The organism is Chryseobacterium sp. UYP7, assembly GCF_056279225.1.
Genome location: NZ_JBWBQW010000001.1, coordinates 241,881 through 265,417 on the forward strand (window position 1 = coordinate 241,881; position 23,537 = coordinate 265,417).

Consider the following 23,537-nt stretch of genomic DNA (forward strand, 5'->3'; position numbering starts at 1 on the left):
CTTTTTTACGCAAACCACACAGAAACATTTTGTGTGGTTTGGCGTTAATATTGTAAAGTTTGCCCGAAGTAAAAAAATATGAAAAAATATATCCTTTTATTCCTTGCTCTGATTTTGGTAGTATCCTGTAAAACGAAAACCGGTACAAATCCTGTCGGGACGAATAATCCCATTTTAGGAAACACTGCGTTCTTCAATAAAATTAAAGAGAAGCCGAACTTTCAGCAACTGAAAATTAATTCTAAAGTTAATGTAGAAAACGGCAGCTTCATTCCAACTCTGGATGCTACGATTTATATTGAAAACGGGCAAAAAGTCTGGATGAATATGGTTGCGGTTATCCTGAATGTAGGACGTGGAATTGCAACTCCGGAAGGAATTAAAGGCTATGAAAAGTGGAATAAGACTTACATAGAATCCGATTTTTCGTACTTGAATAATTTACTGAATGTTAATTTCATTGATTTTAATTCGTTGCAGAGTTTATTGATTGGCCGCACTTTCGTGCCCATTAATGATAAAGACTTTGTTCTTACAAAAAATGCGCAGGGATATCGATTAAGTTCCTCAAAAAATTTGAAGTTTGAAAGCCAGGGCGAAATTTCAGAATATAGCGTGATCATGGATTATTCTCCCGAGTTTGATTTGAATCAGGTTATTTTAGAAAATAAAGATAAATCCAACCAGCTAGAAATCTCGTATTCTAATTGGACAGGCTTTGAAGATATCAAATTGCCAAAAAACGTTAAAATAATAATAAAAGGTACAAAAACAAGCCAAATTTTATTGGAAAACACGAGATTTGAGAGTTCGAAAATGGATACTCCGTACTCCGTTCCCAATAATTATACGAAAACTGAGATCAAATGATTAAGAAATTAAGCTTTTTAATAGGAGTTTTATTGTGCGGGATTTTATTCTCACAAAAAAAAGAACAACTTCAAAAGCAGAATGTAGAACTTAAAAAACAAATTGCATCCATTAATGCGAATCTGGCAAAAACCCAAACTGAATCTAAACTTTCTGTCGCTTATTTGAATGAAGTTAACAAAAAAATCCAGCTTCGTGAAAAGGTTTACACCAACACTCAAAAAGAAAAAAGACTTATTGAAGATGATATTTATCTGCGTCAGTTAGAGATCAACCGTCAGAACAAAGAATTATCAGTTTTACGTAAAAACTATGCAGAAGTTCTTGTGAAAGCCTATAAAAATAAAGGTGTTCAGAATAAAGTGACCTTTATTTTGTCCTCTAAAAATATCGGTGAGGCGTTAAGAAGAGTTCAATATCTTAAGGATTACTCCGATTATCAGGATAAAAAAGCAGCTGAAATTTCAGATGTGGCCAGAGAACTTCTTCAGAATGTGGCTTTAAAGAAGAAATCAGCAAAAGATAAAGAAACCATACTTTCTAACCAGCAAAAAGATTTGCTAACCATAGAAGCGGAGAAGAAACAGAAAGAAAATCTTCTTCAGGACTTCAAGAAAAATGAAGTTCAGCTGACGGCAGAATTAAAGCAGAAGCAAACGGAATCTAAGCAGTTAGAAGGTCAGATTCGTTCGATTATCGCGGACGAAATAAGAATAGCAAAAGCGAAGGAAGAGGCCAATAGAAAAATAGAAGCAGAAAAAATACGTTTGGCAAAAATTGTTGCAGACCGGGAAAAAGCAAAAATTGAAGCTGAAAACAAAGCACGTTTAGAAACGCTCGCTTTAGAAAAAAGGAAAGCGGATGACGAAGCAAAAAGGCTAAAAGATATTTCTGATAAAAAAGCAGCCGAAGAAGCAGAACGTGCTAAAATTGCAGCGTTGGCAGATTCTAAAAAAACAGAAGATTCTAAGAAAGCAGCCGATGCAGAAAAAGCTGAAGCACGAAGAATATCAGCCGCAAACGACGCACGAATAGCAGCGGCAAATGCAAAGGCAGCAGCAGAAAAAGCAGCAGACGCAAGAGAAGCCGAAGCAAGTCTTACGAAAAAGAGTAATGATGAAAAGAAGGCAGCGGAAACCAAAGCGATGACCAGTTACGGCGTTACAGCCGCTGTAGGAAATAACTTCGCCGCCAATCGCGGAAAAATGGGAATGCCCGCGTATGGAACTATTACGCACCGATTTGGAAGACAACCACACCCTGTTTTTAAAAATATTGTGGAAGAAAATAACGGGATCAAGATCGCGGTTCAGAAAGGCACCATTGCAAAATGTGTCGCGCCCGGAACGGTTTCACGTGTAGTTGCTTCCGGAGACGGAACTAAAATGGTTTTTGTAAAACATGGTGATTACTTTACCATTTATGCAAATCTTGCAAACACGATGGTTTCAGCAAACCAACAAGTTTCAGCAGGAACGTCGATTGGAGCTGTAGGAGCAGATTTTGACGGAACGTACACCTTAGACTTTCAGATCTGGAACGGAACGAATCCAGTAGATCCATTAGGTTGGATCAATTAATAAATATAAATTAACTTTGTAAAAACAACAATATGCAAACATTAGCGATACTCGCACTTTCATGGCAACATTTATTAATCGTTGCAATCATTTTACTTATTCTTTTTGGAGGAAGAAAAATCCCTGAAATGATGAGAGGTTTAGGTTCTGGAATTAAAGAATTTAAAGATGCGGTTAAAGAAGAAGATAAAAAATCTCCGGAAGAACCTGTAGTTACTCCTCCGCCTCACAACCCTACAACTACAACTACAACTACGAACAACAACAATACGCCAACGAACTAAACTTGTCTTTTTATGAGCATTACAGATACTGCTTGGGAAATATTCAACCAATCGATTAAAGAATATCATCTTTTTGATAATGTTAATACACCCATAAAAAACCCTTACTCTAATGGTAGTTTGGAACAGCTTTTGTATGCAAAGAATTGGATTGATACCGTTCAATGGCATTTGGAAGATATTATTCGGGACACCAACATAGAGCCCAATTCTGCTCTGAAAATCAAAAGAACAATAGACTCCTCCAATCAGCAAAGAACTGATCTGGTGGAGTTCATAGATAGTTGGTTTTGGCAGAAATTTGTAAATGTAACTCCAAATGCTGATGCTAAAATTAATACCGAAACCTTAGCCTGGGCTTTTGACCGGTTGTCGATTTTAGCATTAAAAATTTATCATATGTCACTGGAAGCCAACAGAGTGTCGGCGAGCGAAGCGCATAGAGAAAAATGTTCAGAAAAACTAAATGTTTTACTTGAACAAAAGATAGACTTGACAGAAGCAATAAATCAGTTGCTTTTTGATATTGAGAACGGTAGAATTAAGATGAAAATCTATAAGCAGATGAAAATGTATAATGATGACAGTCTTAATCCGGTCCTTTATCAAAATGTGAAAAATGATCAAACTAAAATTTAGTTATATTTTAATGTTCCTTTTTGCGCTATCCTGTTCCGTAGAAAAAATAAATCTTTCACCGGTTAGCGCCACCGTTTCGGGGGAACCAAGTCAAAATTTTACCTATTCTCTGAGTGAAAGAAAGAACCTGATTTTTTATTCCTCAGAAATCACAAATCTAATTGCGACATTTCCTAAATTTAAAAGTGACGCTGTTAATAAAGAAGTTGTCAACTTAAAATATCAACTTAAGGATTATATTGGAGCAATGGCCGAATTTAATTCAAAAGGACTTCAAAATTCTGAAAAAAAATTCGAAAGCTCTTACAAAAAACTGCAGCAACTCAGAAAATATCTGAATGAAGACGAAGATGAAGTTTTGAACCGTTATCTGGTACGCATAAAAACAAACATTTCGCTGCTCAACAGCAATATTCCTAAAGATTCACTCTCTACCTTTAAAAACTAATTTTTACAAATGTTGAAAATTCAAGCGGAAGCCAATGTTCCCACTGAGCACGGAAATTTCCGGATGATCGCCTTTTCTGAAGAGGAAAGTGATTGGATGCCCCACATGGCAATTATCGCTGAAAATACAGATTTTTCACAACCAGTTAATGTTCGTTTTCATTCTGAATGTATTACAGGAGAGGTTTTCCACTCTCGGAAATGTGAGTGCGGACAACAGTTAGATGCTTCTATGAAATTTATGCACGAAAATGGAGGAATGATCGTATATCTTCGTCAGGAAGGCAGAAATATTGGAATCATCAACAAATTAAAAGCATATTCATTACAGGAAAAAGGTTTCGACACGGTAGAAGCGAATTTGGAACTCGGTCTTCCTGCAGATGACAGAAATTTTTCTGTAGCCATCGATATTCTCAATATTTTGGGCGTGACAGATATTAATTTGCTCACCAACAATCCTGAAAAGATAAAAGTTGTAGAGAACAGCAACATTAAGCTAAACAAAAGAATTCCTTTACAAATACATTCCACTGAAGAAAGTGCAGGATATTTAAAGGTGAAAAAAGATTATTTTGGTCATCTTTTAGATAAAGAAGAAGAAAATAAATAACGCTGAGATTAATCCCAGCGTTATTTTTTTGAAGATAATAATTCTTAAAATTTCAAGGCGGTTTCTAACGCCAACTCGATCATCGGTTTTAAAGCTATTTCCCTTTCATCCGCCGAAATAAATTCATGGGTCGGAATAATATCTGAAACGGTAAGAATAGTAGCCGCATTTTTTCCTAAATGTTGCGCATTTGCAAACAGTGCAAAAGCTTCCATTTCTACAGCAGAACAGTTATACTTTGCTGCAACTTCGGGAAGACTGGTTTCCTTTCTATAAAAAATGTCGCTGGTGTGAATGTAAGTTGGTTTGATTTCTAAACCTAATTCCTCTCCAGTTTGATTAATTAAATCAAAAGCTTTACCCTGATGAGAAATCAGATCGCCTTCAATTCCCCAGGCATACTTTGCATAGGTAGATTCACTGGCAGAAAATTCAACATTCAATAGATCAAAAAGCTTTAGATCAGCCGTGTATGCTCCGCAAGTTCCAATCCGAATAATGGTCTCCACATCAAACTCTGTAAATAATTCGTAGGAATAAATTCCTATGCTTGGGATTCCCATTCCACTCGCTCCTACCGAAATTTCTTTTCCTTTATATTTCCCGGTGAAGTAGAAAATATTTCTTGTCTGGCTGACCAATTTCACCTCTTCCAAAAAGTTATCGGCGATATATTTTGCGCGCAAAGGATCTCCGGGTTGTAAAACGGTTTTCGCAATTTCTCCTTTTTTTGCAGCAATGTGAACACTCATAATAGTAATTTTTATATTGAATTTTAAATGTAAGAAATTCTGAACGTAATTAAAGTTTTCGCCACATGATTTTTAATTGAATAAAAAAAGTCCAGCGAATTTCACTGGACTTTCTGTTATTAAGATCAAAACTTATTATTTTCTGTCTGGAATGTTATAAAATTTGATCACGCTGTTATAATCGCTGTAATCAACTTGTGCATTTTTACCTTGTGATGCAGGAACTAATACAATTCTGAACCTTTGATTAGTCAAATAATCCGTGATAAAAGTTTGGGTTTGTGTAGAAAAGTTAATTGTTCCACCAGCTTTTATAACCACATCATTTTGAGTAAAATCAAAATCGAAATCCAATTCTCCTTCAGTTAAAAATAAAGTTCTCGGAATTTGTTGCCAGATGGGATTCCCATTATCAACACCAGATTGTCTGTAAACAAGAACAACATCGGTACTGTTAATGCTTAAACCCTGAGATACAGAATAAGAATTTCCGGCATTAAAGTTCGCTGTAATATCCGTCATTTTAGAATAGGTGTCTGTATTCACAACTTCATTATCTCTGCAACTTACTGCTCCAAATGCAAAAAGTGCCATAAGCAATACTGTAAAATATTTTTTCATTTTATAAATTTTTAAAAGATTAATTGTTTCTGATTATTTCAAGATGCATGCCATTAAATTCAAAATCTACAAATTAAAAATTGTATTTTTGTTATCCATCATAATTTAGATAATGAAAAACATCAAAAGTCAAATCCTTCTTATATTATTTCTCCTGTTTTCTTTACAAACTACCGCCCAGTATCAACCAAAAAACTTAAGTAAAGCGGAATTGAAAGCAGCCCGCAACTGGGTAGATGAAACGTACAATTCCTTGACGCAAGACCAAAAATTAGGTCAATTATTTATTGTTGCATTGTATACAAACAAAGGCGACGACTTCATTAATAATGTAAGGAATATTGTAGTCAACGAACAAATCGGAGGTTTAATTTTAATGCAGGACGACGCGGTAAAAGAAATAAATTTGGTCAACGAATTTCAAACCAAATCAAAAGTTCCGCTAATGATCGGAATGGACGCTGAATGGGGAGTTTTTCAAAGAATTGCAACGGCACATAAATTTCCCTGGGCAATGACTTTGGGCGCAATTCAGGATAAGAATTTGATTACAGAAATGGCAGCTAAAATTGCCGAAGACTGTAAGCGAATGGGAATTAACTGGGATTTCGCACCTGTGGTTGATGTAAATACCAATCCTGATAATCCGATTATTGGGAATAGAAGTTTCGGTTCAGAGGTTTCAAATGTGGTGAGTTCCGGACTCGCTTATTCTAATGGTTTACAGGATAATAATATTTTAGCAGCCATCAAACATTTTCCCGGACATGGCGACACAAATACTGATTCGCACTTAGATCTTCCTGTAGTTTCTCACAATTTGAAAAGACTTACGGAAATTGAGTTAGCGCCTTTTAAAGCTTTAATGGATAAAGGAATTGGTGGCGTGATGGTGGCTCATTTATATGTCCCTGCTTTAGAAAGTGGAAAAGGAGTTCCTGCTTCGGTTTCTAAAAATATCATTACGGGACTTTTAAAAGAAAAATATGGCTATAAAGGTCTGATCATTACTGATGCTTTAAACATGGGAGCAGTTGCGAAACGTTACAAACCGGGAGAATTAGATGCGCTCGCCTTTGAAGCAGGAAATGATATTATGCTTTTTTCTGATGGTGTAAAGGAAGGAAAACGCTTAATTCAATTAGCGATTGATCAGAAAGAAATTTCTCAAGATCGTGTTGAAGAAAGCGTAAAGAAAATTCTTCTCACCAAATATTTTTTAGGTTTGACGAAATATGAACCGAGAAATCCTGAAAACATTAATGAAGATCTCAATAACGATTCACATAAAACTTTAGTTCAAAACTTATACAGCAATGCCTTAACTTTATTGAAAGATGAGAAAAAACTGTTGCCATTAGATTGTAAGGAAACTTACTATTATGTTCCTTTGGAGGAAGCGCCTTATCAAACTTTCCTGGATCAGTTAAATTTAAATACGACGGTAATCGTAAAGAAAGTGTCTGAAATATCTACAATTCCCTCTAATTCAAAAGTAATCATTGGTTTTCACAAAGATAATTCTACAGCCTACAAACCTTACAAAATTTCTTCAGAAAGTAAAAAAGTACTGGCTGATTTAAGCAAAAATCAAAACATTATTTTAAACGTTTTTGGCTCGGCTTATGCTCTAAAAGATATTGACATTTCTAAAGTTTCTACCGTTTTAGTTTCTTTCGAGAACAATGATGATTCAATGACTGCAACGGCAAAAGCACTAAACGGGCGAACAAGAATTTCCGGAAAACTTCCAGTTTTAGTCAATAATGATTTAAAAGCCGGAATGGGAATCAATTTGAATGCTTCCTCTAAAATTAATTTTAAAGACAATACAAAAACTTCAATTGAGTAATTTCAATTTTAAAAATATTTAAACCTATGAAAATCGGAATTCTCTGTTATCCAACTTACGGCGGAAGTGGCATCGTTGCTACAGAATTGGGTATGGCTCTTGCCAATAAAGGCTACGAAGTACATTTTATCAGTTCAGCCTTACCCGCGAGATTAGACATTACCAATCCCAATATATTTTTCCATAAAGTCAACGTTCAAACGTATCCGCTTTTTCAATATCAACCTTACGACATTGCACTTTCTTCAATGATCTTCCGGGTTGTTAATTTATATAAACTGGATATTCTGCATGCTCATTACGCAATTCCTTATGCTTATGCTGCCTTCACAGCGAAACAAATGCTGAAGGAAGAAGGAAAAGATATTCCTTTGGTCACAACACTTCACGGAACCGATATCACTCTGGTTGGTCAACACCCTAGTTATAAACATGCGGTAGAATTCTCTATCAACCAATCAGATACCATCACTTCAGTTTCTGAAAGTTTGAAAAAAGATACGCTTCAATTTTTTCATATTAAAAAGGATATTGAAGTGATTACCAATTTTATCGATAACTCTGAGTTCATCAATAAATCGGCTTGCCAACGAAACCAATTTGCGACTCCGGATGAAAAAATATTAATTCACGTCTCCAATCTTCGACCAGTGAAAAGGGTTGATGAAGTTCTGGAAATTTTTAAAAACGTTCAGAAAAAAATCAACTGTAAACTTATCATTATCGGCGAAGGTCCGGATATGGAAGTCGTGAATCAGTTCTTAGAAGAACACCCAGATTTAATTAATAAAGTTCGTTTGTTAGGCAAAGTCAATGATCTTTACAAAGTTCTGCAGCTTTCAGATGTGTTTCTCTTACCATCAGAGCAGGAAAGTTTTGGTTTAGCCGCTTTAGAAGCAATGGCTGCGGAAACTCCAGTGATCAGCTCAAATGCGGGTGGAATTCCAGAAGTAAATATTCAGGGAGAAACCGGATTTTTAGCGGAAATTGGGAATGTAGAAGCCATGAGCAACTACACGATCAAGCTGTTAAGCGACGAAAATCTTCTTGCTCAAATGAAAAAAAATGCAAAAGAACAGGCGCTTAGATTTGATCTGAAAAACATTCTTCCACTCTACGAAAAGATGTACGAAAACACTTTGGCCAACTTCAAAAAATAGTCTTTTCACGGTTTTTATCTCGTAATTGCTTCGTTACTTTGTTTCACGCAAAGACGCAAAGATCTGCGCAAAGTCCGCAATTCAGATTATGTTGTAAATGACTGAAAATGAAATTTCTTATAAAATTATTGGTGTAGCAATTCAACTCCATAAAAATATTGGTGCTGGACTGCTTGAATCAGTATATGAAACTGCACTTGCATATGATCTAAGAGAAAACAATCTTTTAGTAGAGCAACAAATTCCAATGCCATTCATTTATAAAGAAATTCAGCAGGACATAGGATTCAGAATTGATTTACTAGTAGAAAATAAAGTGCTGATAGAATTGAAATCTATCGAAACTTTAGCACCTGTACATTTCGCTCAAACCTTGACTTATTTAAGACTTTCAAATTTAAAGTTAGGATTACTAATCAATTTTAATAATGTTATTCTAAAACATGGCATCCACAGAATTGTAAATAATCTCTAATTCATATATGATTTCTATATTATGACATCGCTAATGAATAATTTCTTTGAATTCATCTTTGCGAAAACTTTTGCGCCTTTGCGTGAAACTAGCGTGAAATAATCATGAACGAAAAACTCCTCCAATATCTCTGGAATTTCAAGATTTTCAAAAGTTTTGATTTTAAAGATGTGGCGGGAAATGATCTGGAAATTTTGGATTTTGGAAAGTGGAATTTTGATTCCGGTCCCGATTTTCTTTTCGGTAAAATTAAAACAGGAAATTTTGTTTTAGCAGGAAACATTGAGCTTCACGTTAGATCCTCCGATTATATTTTTCATCAACATTCCGGCAATCCTGAATTTGAAAATCTGATCCTGCACGCTGTTTTTATTCATGATGTTGAAGTTGAAGAACTGAATAACAAAAACATTCCCACGCTTGAATTGAAAGACTATATTGACGAGAATCTGCTGTGGAAATATGAATCTTTACTCAAAGAAAATCAGTTCATTCCCTGTTCAAACCTGTTCGATGTTAAAAAGATCCCTTTCAATTTCTTTGAAGAGAATCTGCTAAAAAAATTAGACGAGAAATCAATCGAGATCGAAGAAGCGCTCCACCTCAATAAAAATAATTACGAAGCTGTGCTTTTTCAAAACCTGGCTTATGCTTTTGGTTTAAAGGTAAACGCACAGATATTTAAGCAGATCGCCGAAAGTCTGGATTTTTCTGTTGTTAATAAAGTTCGTCAAAATCAAACACAACTAGAAGCGCTTTTCTTTGGAATGAGCAGTTGGCTGGAAAAACCTCAGGAAGAGCAAACGAAGATCTGGAGACGGGAATTTGACTTTCTAATTGTAAAATATCAACTTCCAGATGTTCGCTTTACTCCTAAATTTTCAAAACTGCGTCCACCCAACTTCCCTACTATCCGGCTTTCGCAACTGGCGTCATTGTATCATCTGAATCAAAGTTTGTTTTCAAAGTTAATGGCGGCAAAAAAAGTTGAGGAGATTTATAAAATTTTCGAAACGGTTAAAGCAAGCGAATTCTGGAATAACCGTTTTAATTTCGGCAAAATATCCCCGGTGGAAGGTGAAAAGTTTTTAACGAAGGATTTCGTTGATCTAATTTTAATCAATGCGATTTTGCCATTAAAGTATACCTATCACAAAAATTTCGATGAAAATATAGCCGGGGAGATCATTAATTTTTATCGAAAGATTTCTCCGGAAAAAAACACCATTGTCGATGGCTGGATTTCTTTAAACGTAAAAGTTGAAAATGCACTGGAAACTCAGGCCCTACTTTTTCATTACAAAAATTTCTGCGAGAAAAAGAACTGTTTAAACTGCAGTATTGGATTCCAGCTTCTGCGAAATAACTAGAGACAGAATAAAGGATTAAGTCTGACAAACTTCACAATCTTTTAAACCCTTTTGGAATTTAATAAGATTAATTTTGTTCAAAACTTAGTTAAATGTTTGATTGGTTAAAAGTCCTTCTTCTTCCTGTAGAAAATCCCACTGTCACAAATTCTATCGTCGCCATAATGCTCGCCATTTCAACCGGCATTTTTTTTGGACGCCTGAAACTCGGCAAGATCACTTTTGGAGTTTCTGCGATCATGTTCACAGGATTAATTTTGGGACATTTTGGATATCGAATTCAGCCCGGAATTTTAGATTTCATTCGGGATTTTGGATTGATATTATTTGTTTATGGAATCGGTCTTCAAGTTGGACCTTCCTTTTTTTCCTCTTTTAAAAATGATGGTTTAAAGTTTAATCTTCTTGCCGTTTCATCAGTTCTCTTCGGTGGCTTTATCGCGATTATTCTTTATCATTTAACAGGTCTCAAAATTGAAGATATCGTCGGGATCATGAGCGGTTCTGTTACCAACACTCCAGGTTTAGGAGCTGCTAAAAACACGATCGAAGAAATTAAAAATACATTTCCTGATAAAGTATTTGATGATCCTGCGATCGGATACGCGATTACTTATCCGCTTGGAGTTTTTGGAATAATCGTCTCAATTATCCTTTCGAAATTATTACTGAAAATAGATCCGGATGAAGAAATGAAAAAATTCCGTAAATCAAAGATCGATAGCGAAATGCCTTTGGTTCATAAAAAGATGCGTGTTACAAATCCAGATTTTTTTGGTAAAACTCTTCATCAGATCCTAAAAGATTTCGGACCACAGATCGTAATTTCAAGATTAAAACATAGCGGAAGTGTGGTCGTAAAATCCCCAACATTGGATCACCAACTGCGCGATCGCGATGTTTTGATGGTTGTAGGTTTCGAAAAAGATCTAGATGCATTTATCGCACAACTCGGCCGGGAATCCAAAGATCTTTTTATCGAATCCGATTCCGACCTCCATAAAAAAAATATTTTCGTTACCAAATCTTCTGTCATTCATAAAACCCTCTCTCAGCTCGATCTTTTCAACACTTATGATTTAAAAGTGACAAGAGTTTTCCGCGCCGGTCGTGAAATTTTACCAAGACCTTCTCTGGAATTATTTTATGGTGATAAATTAAGAGTCATTGGTTCGAAAGAAGCCATTGAAGAAGTTGAAAAGATTATTGGGAATTCTGAAAAGAAACTACTGGAACCCGATTTCCTTTCTCTTTTCGGAGGTTTACTTCTCGGCGTAATTCTCGGGTCAATTCCTATTATGATCCCGAGTTTACCCGTTCCCATAAAGTTAGGATTCGCAGCCGGACCTTTGATCGTTGCACTTTTAATCTCTAGATACGGCGGAATTTCCTTCATCCATTCCTACATTAACAACGGCGCAATTTATTTTATGAAAGATTTTGGGATCTGCTTATTTTTTGCCGCGGTGGGAATTCACGCCGGCGACGGATTCTACGAGAATTTCGTAAAATACAATGGCTGGAACTGGCTGCTTTACGGCTCTGCGATTACCTTTATTCCCTTAATAACAATGGTGATCGTTGGTCGGTTTATTATGAAGATCAACTATCTGCAACTCGTGGGAATTATGAGCGGAAGTTACACGGATCCTGCTGCACTTTCCTTCAGTACTAATTATTTGGATTCCGATATTCCAATTCAAAGTTACGCACAGGTTTATCCTTTGGTGACTATTTTCAGGATCTTTGTGGCGAGTTTACTCATCTTGATTTTTAGCTAAAAAAAGCAACCGTAATGGTTGCTTTTAAGATATTGCTGTGCAATATTATTTCTTTTCGTCCGTCGCGGCGTCTGGAAATCTTTGTTGCGTAAAGTCTCTGGAGATCGCTGCTTTTTCAAATTTCAACTTTCCGGAAAGCGTTTCAATAATGATTCCATCTTCCATAATTTGTGCAATTCTACCGTGCATCCCAGAAGTGGTAACTATTCTGCTTCCTACTTTCAATTCGGACTGGAAATTTTTTTCCTGTTTCGATTTTTTCATTTGAGGGCGAATCATCAGAAAATAAAATCCGACGAACATTAAGCCCATCATCAACATTGTAGGCATTAAAGAACTTTCAGCTCCGGCCGCAGCAGCCTGTAAAAATATTGCTATCATTATTGTAGTTTAAAATTATAGGTTTAGGGTTGAATATCTGCCGAAAATGTGATCACCATTGGTGCTTTTTCAACATTGGCGTAAACTTCTGCCTGTTTGCTAACCATTCCATCGAAATTGGTTGAATCAAACTTCAAAGTAATTTTCCCCTTTTGTCCCGGTAAAATAGGATCTTTTGTATAATCCGGAACGGTACAGCCACAACCTGGTTTTACCTGTGAAATGATCAAAGGATTTTTTCCGGTATTGGTGATTTCGTACGTGTGTTCTTTGTGATCTCCTTTTTTGATCTTCCCGAAATCAAAACTTGATTCCGAAAGCGCAACCGTTGTTAATGGTTTAGACTGCGCGTCTTTAACTAAGTTTTCATTGGAGTCAATAGTTGCATTGGGAGCTAAAGCTGTTTCGCCAGTCACGGAAGAATCCGAAGTTGCGCCCGTTTCTTCGTTAACAACTAACTGATCTGCTGATTGATCTTTTTTACAAGATACTAAACTTAATGCTGCAACTAAAGGCAATAATTTGATTAAATTTTTCATAAAATTTTGTATTAATTTCTATTTAAATCTTTGGTGTACTTATCTAAAATTCCGTTGATGAAAATGTTGGAACGGTCGGTTGAAAAGACTTTCGAAATCTCGATGTACTCATTAATAATAACTCTTCCCGGCGTTAAAGGAAAATATTGAATTTCCGAAATAGCCGCAATTAAAATTATTTTATCGAGCAGTGAAATCCGGTCCAGGTCCCAGTTGTCCAGCATTGATCCGATCTTCTTTTCTGTTTCTTCCCAGTGATTCAGGGATTCTTTCAGTAATCTGCGTGCAAATTCCCGGTCATCTTCATCCTTAATCATTTTAATTAAAGTGTGACTCGGTTCACTTTCTTTCAGGAAACCAATTGTTTTCTGCATCATTGAGTTTGCGATGTGAAAATCATCGGCCCAACTCATTTCCTTTTCTTCTAAATGTTCGTGAAAATCGTCGTTCTCGGCAATATATCTCAAAAATAATTTACCAATAAATTTTTGGTCTTCTTCAAACGAATATCCATCTTCCTTCATGAAATCCTGATATCTTTTTCCCGCAGTCATTCTTTGGAAAGTCTTTACCAGCAAGTCATCATTAATATCCCATTTCAATTCCTGATGTTTAGAGGTAAACGAAAGTCGTTCCGTATTTTCCTCTAATTTCAGCAGGATCTGATTGTTGATAAATTTTTGATTGGGATTTACATTGTCCTCGGTTTTGATGTATTTATTCTTACCGATTTCCATTTGTTTTTCTGCCAAAGCTTTTAAAGCGACCAGAAAATTGAGCTGATAAATGTAGAGGTGATAGATTTTCTCGATTTCCGAGAACATATTTTTCTCTAAAACATCGAACTTTATAGGGTTTTGATAGTAAGAATACAATGATCCTACTATTTTTTCGCGAATTTGTCTTCTTCCTAACATTTCAAAGAACTTTTTGTGGGTGCAAAGATAACATTTTTTTAGAAATGAGTTTTGTTTTTACGGTCTTCCGATCATAAAATCTAAAAATCAATTTTCAATTTATTACTTTTGCATCTTAATAATTCAGGCAAATTTCAGCTGAAACCGATCGAAAAATATGAACGCACTCAAAACGCTTAATCCTTATTTCTGGAAACACCGAATTCTTTTGTTTTGGGGATTCCTTTTTATAATAGCGAGTAATTTTTTTAATATCTTCAAAGTACAGTTTGTGGGGAAATCGGTAGACGAGATCTCCAGAACGACAAGTCTTGGCTTTAATAAGCAGGTTCTTATTTATGTTGCGATTATTGTTGGATCTTCTTTATTAACAGGTTTTTTTACCTTTATGATGCGCCAAACCATCATTGTTTCTTCGCGAAGAATCGAGTATGAATTAAAGAATAAAATTTACAGTCACTATCAGGAATTGTCTTTAACCGATTTCAAAAAAACGACCATCGGGGATTTAATGAACCGTTTGAGCGAAGATGTTGTTGCGGTTAGAATGTATTTAGGACCGGGCGTAATGTATATCGCAAATCTTGTCATACTTCTGGTAATCACGTGTATTTACATGTTGCGAACCGATGTTACTATGACCATTTGGTCTCTTTTACCCTTGCCGATCCTTTCTTACGGAATTTACAAGGTAAGTTCCATCATCAATAAGAAATCAAAAATAATGCAGAAAAGCCAGTCTGCGATCTCCACCTTTGTACAGGACAGCTTTTCCGGAATTCGGGTCGTGAAATTTTTTGCTAAAGAAAAATATATTGAAAATAATTATGGTACAAAAGTAAAAGATTATCAGGACAAGGCTTTAGATCTGGCAAAAACAGAGGCCTACTTCTTTACCATTATCATCTTTGTGATCGGTTTATTAAATGTGGTGATTCTTTTTATCGGCGGCACAAAATACATGAACAATGAACTAACCGTAGGAAAAATCGCAGATTTCTTTCTTTACATCAATATTCTGATTTTTCCTTTTTCCATGTTAGGTTGGGTCACGTCGATTAATCAACGTGCAGAAGCGTCGATGTCCAGGATCAATGAATTTTTGGATATGAAGACAGACATCATCAATAATAACCACGAAAATTATCCTATTAAAGGAGATATTGAATTTATAAATGTTTCTTACGTTTATCCGAATACGGGAATCAAAGCGTTAGACAAGCTCAGTTTTAAAATAGAAGCCGGAAAATCACTCGCGATCATGGGGAAAACCGGAAGTGGAAAATCAACCATTGCTCTTTTGCTTTGTCGGTTAATTGATCCTACAGAAGGTGAAATCCTTATCGACGGTAAAAATTTGAAAGAGCACAATTTAATCAACTACCGAAAATTTATCGGTTATATTCCTCAGGAAAGTTTTCTATTCTCCGACACCATCGAAAACAATATCGGTTTTGCTATTGATAAACCTTCTTTAAAATTAGTCGAAGAAGTTGCTAAAAAAGCAGATGTTCACAAAAATATTATTGAATTTAAAGAACAGTATAAAACGATGGTTGGCGAAAGAGGCGTAATGCTTTCCGGCGGTCAAAAACAAAGGATCTGTATTGCAAGAGCTTTAATTAAAGAGCCGAAGATCCTTATTTTTGATGATTCTCTTTCTGCACTGGATACCGAAACGGAGGAAAACATTCTTCAAAATATTGAAAATGAGATCCAGAAAAGCAGCTCGATCATTATTACTCATAGAGAAAGCAGTGCAAAACGTGCAGATAAAATATTGAATCTCACGGAAATAGAAAATCTTTAATTGGTGATAAATGCAGATTTGTTATCGATAATTCAATTTTAATAGCCAAAACGTAAAAATAAATTTTGCATTACGAAGAAATCTTTTATATTTGTTAAACAAGATTTCAAAAAATAGTACAAATGAGTGATTACAAGGAACGCCATGAAAACGAAATTTTCACAAAGGTGTTAAAAGCAGGAAGAAGAACCTATTTCTTTGACGTGCGCGAGACGAAAGCAGGCGATTATTATCTTACCATTACCGAGAGTAAAAAGAATTTCGGCGAGAATGGAGAAGCATCTTTCGAAAAACATAAAATTTATCTTTACAAGGAAGATTTTAAAACTTTTGAAGAAATGTTTAAAGAGTCCACAGATTTTATAATCGAAAATAAAGGAGAAGATGTAATTTCTGACCGACATGATAAAGATTTTAAAACCAAATCATTTACTATAGATTCTGAAGAAGAAGTTTAGCAAAAATATAAAGCACTCCATTGGGTGCTTTTTTTTATGCTGTTTAAAGAACAGAAGAAATAAATCCCCAAATCCTAAAGTAAGAAACGAAAAAACGCATTGAAAATCAATGCGTTTTAACTTGGGTGGATGATGGGTCTCGAACCCACGACCTTCGGTACCACAAACCGACGTTCTAACCAACTGAACTACAACCACCGTTTGAGATTGCAAATATAGTATTTTTACAAATATTACAAAATTATTCCGTCAAAATTTTTGAAAGCAAGTAACTTTTCTGTCGTAAAGCCCTCCGCGAAGGCTACACCAGAGAGTCTGCCTAAGTCCTGAGCTCTATAAGTAAGACTTTCGAGGAAATCTTTTGTCGCAATTGGAGTCATTGGCTCTTGCGAGTCGGGATCATAGAACTGTGTTTTATACGCAAGACAAGCTTCAATTTTCTTTTCCATAAAATCGGAGATGTCGATCACGAAATCTGGCGCGACGTTTTTCCATTGAATGTAATGAAAAACCTGTTTTGGTCGCCAGGGTTTCTGGTTCTCTCCGTCGGAAACCGTTTCTATTTTTATTAATCCTGAAAGAAAACACGCATCAGAAACTAATTTGGAAGCTTTTGCATGATCCGGATGGCGGTCATCGATGGCGTTTGCCAAAATAATCTCGGGTTGATATTTACGGATCATTTTTACGATCTGCATTTGATGTTCTTCATTATTCAATAAAAAACCATCTTTCATTTTCAAATTTTCCCGCGAAGAGAAACCTAATATTTTTGAGGCCTCTGCAGATTCTTCGGATCTGGTGATATTGGTACCGCGGGTACCAAGTTCTCCCTGTGTTAAATCGACTACAGCAACTATTTTACCGTCACTTATTAATTTGGCTAACGTTCCGCCACAACCAAGCTCTACATCATCTGGATGCGCACCAATTGCTAAAATATCTGTTTTCATATTTCAAAGATACAAAATTGAGGGATTTTTATTTGAGGTTCTGGGGCTCGAGAGCCGACAAGTTCTGTTGAAGATTTTTCTGTGGGAAGCTTTTGAAGAAAAAACTCCCTGGATTCTAGCCCCGATTGCAGTCCCGTTTGAAAAAACGGGACGGAAAGCGGGTGATCATGTAGAGATACAAAGTAAATTTTGCGCTCCTAAAAACTATTTCAACTCTTCGTAAATCGTGGTAAGGAATTGTCCGTACGACTGCTCTAATCTTGTGATATCGCCTGATTTTAAATTAATCCCGGCGGTTCCGTAAGGATTTGAATTCACTGAAAAAGCGGAGAACTGGAAATATTGCACGGGCTGATTTTCCTGAGCCGCAACTTTGATGGATGATCCTAAAAGTTTCTTCGTAGAAATGGTATAAATTTCGCCCGTCGCCAATTGTTTTTTCGTGTACGTTCGAGGCTGGAAAACAATGTTTTCTTTATTAACGCCGATCGTCTGCTTTTTGTAAGGCGAAGAAATAAGGTAGATGATATTGTCTTCTTTCGGAAACTGCGCCGCTTCTAAATAGTACAGATTTAGGCGATAATGTGCATAATCGAACTTCTGAACATTCCCGTCGATGGTTTCAAAAGGATGATAAGAGAAAGCGTTGGCTCCGATTTCTTTGGCTTTTTTGTAAACCATACCGAAGACTTTTACATCATCGCCGGAAAATCCCTGAACTTCAAGTTCACCTAAATATTCGGCAGTCGCGTTTTTCGGCTCAATTTTATAAAAAAACTTGTCGGAATTGGTATTTGACTTTACCACTTTGTTCAGAACTACATTCTGGGCAAAAAATAGCTGGCCGAAGAATAAGATGGAGAGTGCGATTATTTTTTTCATTGTTTCTGTAAAATTTCGATGCATTCCTGGAGAGAATTTTCCCAGTGTTTAGGCTCTATTCCGTAAGAGTCTTCAATTTTATCTAAAGACATGGTGCTGCGATGAGGGCGTTTAGCAGCGGTTGGAAATTCAGCAGTGGTAATGGCATTAAGTTTAATTTTAAATCCGGATAATTCAGCGATCTTCTGAGCAAAATGAAACCAGGTGGTTTCGGGATAATTTGAGAAGTGGAAAATTCCGTAAGTTTTACGATCGTTTTCTATAATTTGCATTACTGCTTCTGCCAGATCATTCGCATTGGTTGGCTGCCCAAACTGGTCATTTACAATTCCCATTTCATCTTTCAACGCGAAAAGATTCAACATAGTTTTCACAAAATTTTTATTGAATTCTGAATAAAGCCAGGAAGTTCGCAGAATGATTGTTTTCGCATTTAAATCCATCGCAAGCTCCTCGCCTTTTCTTTTAGAAGCTCCGTAAACGCCTTGCGGATTCGTAAAGTTATCTTCGGAATAGGAAATGTTGGTGTCACCATCAAAAACATAATCGGTAGATATATGAATTAACGTGGTTTTATATTCTGCGCAGATTTCAGCAAGATTTGCAACTCCATCTGCATTTACAGCAAATGCTTTTTCAGGCTCAGTTTCTGCCAAATCAACTGCGGTATAAGCAGAAGCATTGATACAGAAATCGGGTTTTGTATCATAAAAATATCCAGAGACTTGATCAGAATCCGTAATATTTAAAGTTGTTGAATCTGTAAAATCGAATTCGAAACGGTCATCATAATCGGTAGCAATTTTTCTGAAACAGTTTCCCAATTGACCGTTACCGCCGATGATTAATATCTTCTTCATAATTTGCTCGCTGATTTATTGTATTTTCTGAAATTCAAAACTCTGCTTTGAAAATCTTTTTCTTCTAAATCTACCAAAAATTTTCGAAAGAGATCTTTGGTGTCTTCCGGTTGCGAAGCAGAAGCGCGGGTTTTCATATTGAAATAGATCACCGTGAGCCACAAAATACTGTGAATGATCTTGCCATCTTCGCTCTTCATTAAAATCTCAACTTTAGAAAGCCGGTCGCCGAGTTCTATGGTTTTACTGGAAATCAGGACCTTGGCATTATAACGCACTTCTCTTAAATAGGCGATTTCATTCTGCACCGTAATCCAGGTACAACCTGTTCTGCGCGTATATTCTTCATACGTAAATCCATATCCGTTTTCTACGTGATCTTCACGGGCATTCAACATGTACTCCAAATACTTTACATTGTTCAGATGTCCGATTGGATCGCAGTCGCTAAAGCGAACTTTTACGAGGCTTGACAGTTCTTTTTCCATTATATAAAATTAAAAAAACCATCCCGAATGGTCGAGATGGTTTTGTTTATAAAGATTAATTCTTAAAGACCTAATTCTTTTTTCACTAGTGGAGTTGCATCTGCACCACCTTTGTAGATTAAAGCAGTTGAATCAATAACGAACTCGTAACTGTTTGCTTTAGCAACTTTGGCTACTGCATTGTTAAGTTTTTCGATAATTGGTTTAACAGCTGCGTCTCTTCTTTGTGACAAGTCATTCTGAGCAGTTTGCTGCAATCCTTGTAAATTCTGTTGTTTTTTCTGCAATTCAGCTTCTTTTGCTGTTCTTTGCGCTTCAGTCATTTTAGCACCGTCTGCTTGGTACTGCTGAACTTCTTTTTGAAAAGCTTCTGCCTGCTTGTTAAGTTCGTCACCTTTAGTCTTGCTGAAAGTATCTAAATCTGAAGTCATTTTCTTTGTTTCTGGCATTGCAGCTAATACTGCTTCGTAATCCATAGAAGCAACTTTTTGAGCGTTGGCAACACCTACGGTTACAAACATCATTATTGCTGCAAATAATACACTTAATTTTTTCATAATAAGGGATAAATTGATTTATTGATTTTAAAATTTAATTTTTCTTTCTTTTAATTTGATTGTCTTGTGTCCGGATCCCTCCATTTTCCTGGAGTAATTTGATCTTTTCATTTCTGATCTCTTCCGAGCTTCTACCCGATCTGTTTGGTGATTCAGTCTTTTTATTTACTGAATTTTTCAGCAGCAAATCTAAGACTTTATCAGTATAATCGTATCTTTTTTCGAGGAAAATCACACTAATGTTATTGCTTTTATCAAGAATGATGCCTAAACTATTCTTCTCGGACACGGTCTTAATGGCATTCCATATTTGATCTTGAAAAGGTTTGGTTAAGTTCGATCTTGCATTATTAATCTCACCCATAGAACCAAAACGATTATTGATCATGGTTTTGATCTTTTTATCTAGATCATCAACTTCTTTCTGGCGCTGCTTTAACTGATCGCCAACCAAAAGAACTCTTTCATTCTCCAGCAAAGATTTCTTTTTCTCGAAATCTGATTGCAATATCTGAATTTCGGCCTGCCAATTTGCGATCTGAACATTTAAGCGATCTTCCGCATCTTTATATTGTGGCAGTTTACTTAAAATATAATTGGTATCCACTACTCCAATCTTCTGAGCGCTAACAAGACCTGCCAGCAATAAAAAGAGTATTGAAAATAATTTAAACTTTTTCATTGTTATCGTATTATAATGATTGGTTCATCAGGAAGTGTGTTTGCCATCCTGCTGGTTCTGTACCCTGAATTGTTTTATCGAAACCATAAGCGAAATCAAATCCAATAAGACCAAATGCACCCATGTAAACTCTAATTCCTACACCGGCAGATCTTTTTAGCTGGAAAGGATTGTAAGATCCAAAAGAATTCCAGGCGTTACCACCTTCCAGGAATGAAAGAGCATAGATTTTTGCCGTTTGATTCATAGATATTGGATATCTAAGTTCCAAAGCAAATCTATTATAAATCGTTGCTCCACCATAAGGTGTGATGTCCTGAAGCATACCTCCTGTAGAAGTGGAATTTTCATACCCTCTTAAAGGAACTAATTCGCGACCATCATACCGGCCACCAATAAGACCTGTTCCACCTACATAAAATCTTTCAAATGGCGGTGCGCCAAGTTCTTTGTTATATCCGTTAAGAAAGCCCATTTCTGCAACACTTCTTAAAACCATTTTTCCAACAACTGTATTGTAAATATCGGCTTTTAATTTTACTTTATAGAATTCTAGCAGTTTGTATTTTTCAACTGGCTCCAGCGTTGAATAGTCTTTGGAACTAAATAGAGAGTAAGGAGGCGTGAATTTTACAGAGGCTTCTAAATTAGAACCTTGTGTCGGGAAAATAGGATCCAGACCCGCTGAATTTCTACTTAAACCAATATTAAAACTGAAATTTTTCGCAGATCCATTTAATTCGGTTGTATTCCCGAACTGGAACGGATAATTTTCGAAGTCGTAACTCTGAAACTGGATTCCCGTGTAAAGGGAGAAATAATCATCAGGCCATCTTAACAATCTGTTCAAACCTGCACTTGCAGAAAATATATTTAATTTTTGAGTTGCTCCAAAATTATCGCTATAGCGAACTAAAGATTGGTTAACACTTACAGAAAGTGCCGTTGGTTTCGTACCAAATAACCATGGCTCTGTAAAGGAAATCCCGTAATTCTGAAAATATTGTCCGGCTTGAGCCTGAACCGAAAGCGTTTGTCCGTCACCTTGAGGAACCGGTTTAAAATCTTTAAATTTCAAAAAGTTCCGAAGCGAGAAATTATTAAATGTTAATCCTAAAGTTCCAATAAAAGAACCGCCACCGTAACCAGCCTGAAGCTGAACCTGAGAAGATCCTTTTTCGACCAAGGTCCAGTGAATATCTACCGTATTATCCTGAGCATTTGGTACAATATTTTGACCAACCTGCTGTGGATCAAAAAACTGCATTCCAGCTAAATCAAAATACGTTCTTTTAATATCGCTTTTTGCAAATAGACTTCCGGGTTTTGTTCTTAGGGACCGAAGAATTACATGATCATGCGTCGTTGTATTTCCACTCCACGTTACCCGGTTCCAGGTTGCTTTTTCACCTTCGTTGATCCGGATCTCCAGATTAATCGAATCTCCTTTAACTCCTTTTTCAATTGGCGTTACGTTAGAGAATAGATATCCATTGTTCATGTAGATCGATTTTAGATCGGAATCATCTTCCTTTCCGCCATCTTCGCCAACCTTTTTATTAAAACCAACTGCATCATAAATATCACCGGTTTTATAGCCTAAAATCTTCTGCAGATATTCTGTTGAGAAAGCAGCATTTCCTAAAAAGTTAATGTCTCCGATGTAATATTTTTTCCCTTCGTTCAATTTTACGTTGATCTCATAATCGTTTTTAGGATTTCTCCAAACTGAATCCGAAACAATTCGTGCATCACGAAATCCTAAAGAACGGTAATAGTTAACAAGGTTTTCTTTGTCACCTTCATATTTTTCCTCAATGAACTTAGAAGGTTTTAAAATCCCTTTGATACCAAAAGTTTTCTGCTTTGTATCTTTAAATGCTTTTTTACGAAGTTTGGAATCAGAAACATTTTCGTTCCCTTCAAACTCGATATGACTGATCTTTACTTTTTTGCCTTTGCTTACATTAATTGTCCAGTCTACTAAATTAGGATCTTCTGCATTTACTTTATCCTGAATGGTCACTTTAGCATCAGCAAAACCTTTTTTCACATACTCTTTCGGAATATTGGTTTTAAGGGTAGAAACTAAATTCTCGGTAATTTTGGTACCGGGCTTTAGGTTGTTGTCTTTGGCTAATTTTTCGCTCTTAGATTTTCCAACACCTTTTCCGGTGAATTGTACTTTCCCTAATTCTTTCAGATCCTGCAAATTGAAGCGCAACACGATCTGGTCACCTTCAATACTTTGAATATATACTTCTACTTCAGAGAAAGATTGTGTTTCCCAAAGCTTTTTAATGGCGTTGCTAATCTTCTGACCTGGAATTTCAACGCTTTCATTTTTATTAAGACCTGTAAATCTTAAAATCTGAGCCGGCGTATATTTTTTTACACCATCTACAACAATGTCTTTTAGGATATAAGTTCCAGCTTCGTTTTGTGCGTAAACCGGGGCATTATCCTGATTATTTTGCTCGGGAGTAATTTGACCATAGAAATGTGCCGAAGCCACAAACATGATGATGGGTAAGAATTTAAACTTCATTTTTTATCTTGCTAACTT

At 36.0% G+C, this 23,537-nt stretch carries 24 protein-coding genes, 1 tRNA gene and 1 pseudogene; 13 read left to right on the plus strand and 13 right to left on the minus strand.

The features are described 5' to 3' along the window. The first annotated feature begins 78 nt into the window (after positions 1–78). The 6 genes and pseudogenes from lolB1 (at position 79) to ribA (ending at position 4,433) form a co-directional block, all read left to right on the plus strand. Positions 79–870, plus strand: coding sequence for a lipoprotein insertase outer membrane protein LolB1 (gene lolB1 / locus ACZ9HT_RS01105; protein WP_476038586.1), 792 nt, complete (start codon positions 79–81; stop codon positions 868–870). Continuing rightward, a complete protein-coding gene (locus tag ACZ9HT_RS01110) occupies positions 867–2,450 on the plus strand; it encodes a murein hydrolase activator EnvC family protein (RefSeq protein ID WP_476038587.1) in 1,584 nt (527 codons plus the stop codon). The genes lolB1 and ACZ9HT_RS01110 overlap by 4 nt, the downstream gene beginning before the upstream one ends. Positions 2,451–2,482: 32 nt before the next feature. Further along, positions 2,483–2,656: pseudogene (gene tatA / locus ACZ9HT_RS01115) on the plus strand (twin-arginine translocase TatA/TatE family subunit); the annotation flags it as partial. A gap of 90 nt (positions 2,657–2,746) precedes the next feature. Then, on the plus strand, positions 2,747–3,373 hold the full coding sequence (locus ACZ9HT_RS01120) for a DUF4254 domain-containing protein (RefSeq protein ID WP_476038588.1): 627 nt from the start codon (positions 2,747–2,749) through the stop codon (positions 3,371–3,373). Then, a complete protein-coding gene (locus ACZ9HT_RS01125; protein WP_476038589.1) occupies positions 3,354–3,821 on the plus strand; it encodes a hypothetical protein in 468 nt (155 codons plus the stop codon). Before ACZ9HT_RS01120 ends, ACZ9HT_RS01125 begins: the two co-directional genes overlap by 20 nt. 9 nt (positions 3,822–3,830) lie before the next feature. Beyond that, positions 3,831–4,433 carry a GTP cyclohydrolase II gene (gene ribA / locus ACZ9HT_RS01130; RefSeq protein ID WP_476038590.1) on the plus strand — a complete coding sequence of 201 codons (603 nt, stop codon included), beginning with the start codon at positions 3,831–3,833 and terminating at the stop codon, positions 4,431–4,433. 44 nt (positions 4,434–4,477) lie between these two features. Here ribA and deoD read toward each other — a convergent pair whose 3' ends face one another. Together deoD and ACZ9HT_RS01140 are read right to left on the minus strand one after the other, a co-directional pair. Further along, entirely contained in the window at positions 4,478–5,185 is a 708-nt protein-coding gene (gene deoD / locus ACZ9HT_RS01135) for a purine-nucleoside phosphorylase (protein WP_476038591.1), read from the minus strand. A 135-nt stretch (positions 5,186–5,320) separates the two neighbouring features. Next, positions 5,321–5,806 carry a hypothetical protein gene (locus ACZ9HT_RS01140; protein WP_476038592.1) on the minus strand — a complete coding sequence of 162 codons (486 nt, stop codon included), beginning with the start codon at positions 5,804–5,806 and terminating at the stop codon, positions 5,321–5,323. Between the two features lie 112 nt (positions 5,807–5,918). On the opposite strand from ACZ9HT_RS01140, the gene ACZ9HT_RS01145 reads away from it, so the two are divergent. The 5 genes from ACZ9HT_RS01145 (at position 5,919) to ACZ9HT_RS01165 (ending at position 12,444) form a co-directional block, all read left to right on the plus strand. Beyond that, positions 5,919–7,658 carry a glycoside hydrolase family 3 protein gene (locus ACZ9HT_RS01145; RefSeq protein WP_476038593.1) on the plus strand — a complete coding sequence of 580 codons (1,740 nt, stop codon included), beginning with the start codon at positions 5,919–5,921 and terminating at the stop codon, positions 7,656–7,658. Positions 7,659–7,684: 26 nt separating this feature from the next. Continuing rightward, entirely contained in the window at positions 7,685–8,818 is a 1,134-nt protein-coding gene (bshA, locus tag ACZ9HT_RS01150) for an N-acetyl-alpha-D-glucosaminyl L-malate synthase BshA (RefSeq protein ID WP_476038594.1), read from the plus strand. A 97-nt stretch (positions 8,819–8,915) separates the two neighbouring features. Beyond that, complete coding sequence (locus tag ACZ9HT_RS01155) at positions 8,916–9,293, plus strand: GxxExxY protein (protein WP_476038595.1); 378 nt, start codon at positions 8,916–8,918, stop codon at positions 9,291–9,293. Between the two features lie 104 nt (positions 9,294–9,397). Further along, positions 9,398–10,663 carry a DUF2851 family protein gene (locus ACZ9HT_RS01160; RefSeq protein ID WP_476038596.1) on the plus strand — a complete coding sequence of 422 codons (1,266 nt, stop codon included), beginning with the start codon at positions 9,398–9,400 and terminating at the stop codon, positions 10,661–10,663. Between the two features lie 92 nt (positions 10,664–10,755). Further along, positions 10,756–12,444, plus strand: coding sequence for a putative transporter (locus ACZ9HT_RS01165; protein ID WP_476038597.1), 1,689 nt, complete (start codon positions 10,756–10,758; stop codon positions 12,442–12,444). Between the two features lie 45 nt (positions 12,445–12,489). Here ACZ9HT_RS01165 and yajC read toward each other — a convergent pair whose 3' ends face one another. The 3 genes from yajC to nusB are packed head-to-tail and all read right to left on the minus strand — an operon-like array spanning position 12,490 to position 14,281. Further along, complete coding sequence (gene yajC, locus ACZ9HT_RS01170; RefSeq protein WP_476038598.1) at positions 12,490–12,825, minus strand: preprotein translocase subunit YajC; 336 nt, start codon at positions 12,823–12,825, stop codon at positions 12,490–12,492. 23 nt (positions 12,826–12,848) lie between these two features. Continuing rightward, a complete protein-coding gene (locus ACZ9HT_RS01175) occupies positions 12,849–13,364 on the minus strand; it encodes a DUF1573 domain-containing protein (protein ID WP_476038599.1) in 516 nt (171 codons plus the stop codon). An 11-nt stretch (positions 13,365–13,375) separates the two neighbouring features. Beyond that, on the minus strand, positions 13,376–14,281 hold the full coding sequence (nusB, locus tag ACZ9HT_RS01180) for a transcription antitermination factor NusB (protein WP_476038600.1): 906 nt from the start codon (positions 14,279–14,281) through the stop codon (positions 13,376–13,378). 157 nt (positions 14,282–14,438) lie between these two features. Between nusB and ACZ9HT_RS01185 the strand changes: the two genes are divergently transcribed. Next, positions 14,439–16,091 (plus strand): ABC transporter ATP-binding protein, encoded by a 1,653-nt coding sequence (locus ACZ9HT_RS01185; protein ID WP_476038601.1) that lies wholly within the window; start codon positions 14,439–14,441, stop codon positions 16,089–16,091. Positions 16,092–16,213: 122 nt separating this feature from the next. Then, the gene (locus ACZ9HT_RS01190) at positions 16,214–16,549 is read left to right on the plus strand and encodes a DUF3276 family protein (RefSeq protein ID WP_476038602.1); all 336 of its coding nucleotides are present in this window, start codon (positions 16,214–16,216) and stop codon (positions 16,547–16,549) included. Positions 16,550–16,673: 124 nt separating this feature from the next. On the opposite strand, the gene ACZ9HT_RS01195 is transcribed toward ACZ9HT_RS01190, so the two are convergent. From ACZ9HT_RS01195 to bamA, 8 genes are all read right to left on the minus strand, one after another. Continuing rightward, positions 16,674–16,747 (minus strand) — tRNA-His (locus tag ACZ9HT_RS01195). A gap of 35 nt (positions 16,748–16,782) precedes the next feature. Next, a complete protein-coding gene (gene bshB1, locus ACZ9HT_RS01200) occupies positions 16,783–17,502 on the minus strand; it encodes a bacillithiol biosynthesis deacetylase BshB1 (protein ID WP_476038603.1) in 720 nt (239 codons plus the stop codon). 204 nt (positions 17,503–17,706) lie between these two features. After that, on the minus strand, positions 17,707–18,384 hold the full coding sequence (locus ACZ9HT_RS01205; RefSeq protein WP_476038604.1) for a hypothetical protein: 678 nt from the start codon (positions 18,382–18,384) through the stop codon (positions 17,707–17,709). Continuing rightward, on the minus strand, positions 18,381–19,244 hold the full coding sequence (rfbD, locus tag ACZ9HT_RS01210; RefSeq protein WP_476038605.1) for a dTDP-4-dehydrorhamnose reductase: 864 nt from the start codon (positions 19,242–19,244) through the stop codon (positions 18,381–18,383). The genes ACZ9HT_RS01205 and rfbD overlap by 4 nt, the downstream gene beginning before the upstream one ends. Then, positions 19,241–19,732, minus strand: coding sequence for an acyl-CoA thioesterase (locus ACZ9HT_RS01215; RefSeq protein WP_476038606.1), 492 nt, complete (start codon positions 19,730–19,732; stop codon positions 19,241–19,243). Before ACZ9HT_RS01215 ends, rfbD begins: the two co-directional genes overlap by 4 nt. A 62-nt stretch (positions 19,733–19,794) precedes the next feature. Then, positions 19,795–20,289, minus strand: coding sequence for an OmpH/Skp family outer membrane protein (locus tag ACZ9HT_RS01220; protein WP_476038607.1), 495 nt, complete (start codon positions 20,287–20,289; stop codon positions 19,795–19,797). A 34-nt stretch (positions 20,290–20,323) separates the two neighbouring features. Then, positions 20,324–20,971 (minus strand): OmpH/Skp family outer membrane protein, encoded by a 648-nt coding sequence (locus ACZ9HT_RS01225; protein ID WP_476038608.1) that lies wholly within the window; start codon positions 20,969–20,971, stop codon positions 20,324–20,326. Positions 20,972–20,981: 10 nt separating this feature from the next. Then, positions 20,982–23,519 carry an outer membrane protein assembly factor BamA gene (gene bamA, locus ACZ9HT_RS01230; protein WP_476038609.1) on the minus strand — a complete coding sequence of 846 codons (2,538 nt, stop codon included), beginning with the start codon at positions 23,517–23,519 and terminating at the stop codon, positions 20,982–20,984. Between the last annotated feature and the right edge of the window lie 18 nt (positions 23,520–23,537).

Coding starts and splice junctions, on each gene's coding strand:
- lolB1 (WP_476038586.1), top strand. CDS start 79: ATGAAAAAATATATCCTTTTATTCCTTGCTCTGATTTTGGTAGTATCC.
- ACZ9HT_RS01110 (WP_476038587.1), top strand. CDS start 867: ATGATTAAGAAATTAAGCTTTTTAATAGGAGTTTTATTGTGCGGGATT.
- ACZ9HT_RS01120 (WP_476038588.1), top strand. CDS start 2,747: ATGAGCATTACAGATACTGCTTGGGAAATATTCAACCAATCGATTAAA.
- ACZ9HT_RS01125 (WP_476038589.1), top strand. CDS start 3,354: ATGATCAAACTAAAATTTAGTTATATTTTAATGTTCCTTTTTGCGCTA.
- ribA (WP_476038590.1), top strand. CDS start 3,831: ATGTTGAAAATTCAAGCGGAAGCCAATGTTCCCACTGAGCACGGAAAT.
- deoD (WP_476038591.1), bottom strand. CDS start 5,185: ATGAGTGTTCACATTGCTGCAAAAAAAGGAGAAATTGCGAAAACCGTT.
- ACZ9HT_RS01140 (WP_476038592.1), bottom strand. CDS start 5,806: ATGAAAAAATATTTTACAGTATTGCTTATGGCACTTTTTGCATTTGGA.
- ACZ9HT_RS01145 (WP_476038593.1), top strand. CDS start 5,919: ATGAAAAACATCAAAAGTCAAATCCTTCTTATATTATTTCTCCTGTTT.
- bshA (WP_476038594.1), top strand. CDS start 7,685: ATGAAAATCGGAATTCTCTGTTATCCAACTTACGGCGGAAGTGGCATC.
- ACZ9HT_RS01155 (WP_476038595.1), top strand. CDS start 8,916: ATGACTGAAAATGAAATTTCTTATAAAATTATTGGTGTAGCAATTCAA.
- ACZ9HT_RS01160 (WP_476038596.1), top strand. CDS start 9,398: ATGAACGAAAAACTCCTCCAATATCTCTGGAATTTCAAGATTTTCAAA.
- ACZ9HT_RS01165 (WP_476038597.1), top strand. CDS start 10,756: ATGTTTGATTGGTTAAAAGTCCTTCTTCTTCCTGTAGAAAATCCCACT.
- yajC (WP_476038598.1), bottom strand. CDS start 12,825: ATGATAGCAATATTTTTACAGGCTGCTGCGGCCGGAGCTGAAAGTTCT.
- ACZ9HT_RS01175 (WP_476038599.1), bottom strand. CDS start 13,364: ATGAAAAATTTAATCAAATTATTGCCTTTAGTTGCAGCATTAAGTTTA.
- nusB (WP_476038600.1), bottom strand. CDS start 14,281: ATGTTAGGAAGAAGACAAATTCGCGAAAAAATAGTAGGATCATTGTAT.
- ACZ9HT_RS01185 (WP_476038601.1), top strand. CDS start 14,439: ATGAACGCACTCAAAACGCTTAATCCTTATTTCTGGAAACACCGAATT.
- ACZ9HT_RS01190 (WP_476038602.1), top strand. CDS start 16,214: ATGAGTGATTACAAGGAACGCCATGAAAACGAAATTTTCACAAAGGTG.
- bshB1 (WP_476038603.1), bottom strand. CDS start 17,502: ATGAAAACAGATATTTTAGCAATTGGTGCGCATCCAGATGATGTAGAG.
- ACZ9HT_RS01205 (WP_476038604.1), bottom strand. CDS start 18,384: ATGAAAAAAATAATCGCACTCTCCATCTTATTCTTCGGCCAGCTATTT.
- rfbD (WP_476038605.1), bottom strand. CDS start 19,244: ATGAAGAAGATATTAATCATCGGCGGTAACGGTCAATTGGGAAACTGT.
- ACZ9HT_RS01215 (WP_476038606.1), bottom strand. CDS start 19,732: ATGGAAAAAGAACTGTCAAGCCTCGTAAAAGTTCGCTTTAGCGACTGC.
- ACZ9HT_RS01220 (WP_476038607.1), bottom strand. CDS start 20,289: ATGAAAAAATTAAGTGTATTATTTGCAGCAATAATGATGTTTGTAACC.
- ACZ9HT_RS01225 (WP_476038608.1), bottom strand. CDS start 20,971: ATGAAAAAGTTTAAATTATTTTCAATACTCTTTTTATTGCTGGCAGGT.
- bamA (WP_476038609.1), bottom strand. CDS start 23,519: ATGAAGTTTAAATTCTTACCCATCATCATGTTTGTGGCTTCGGCACAT.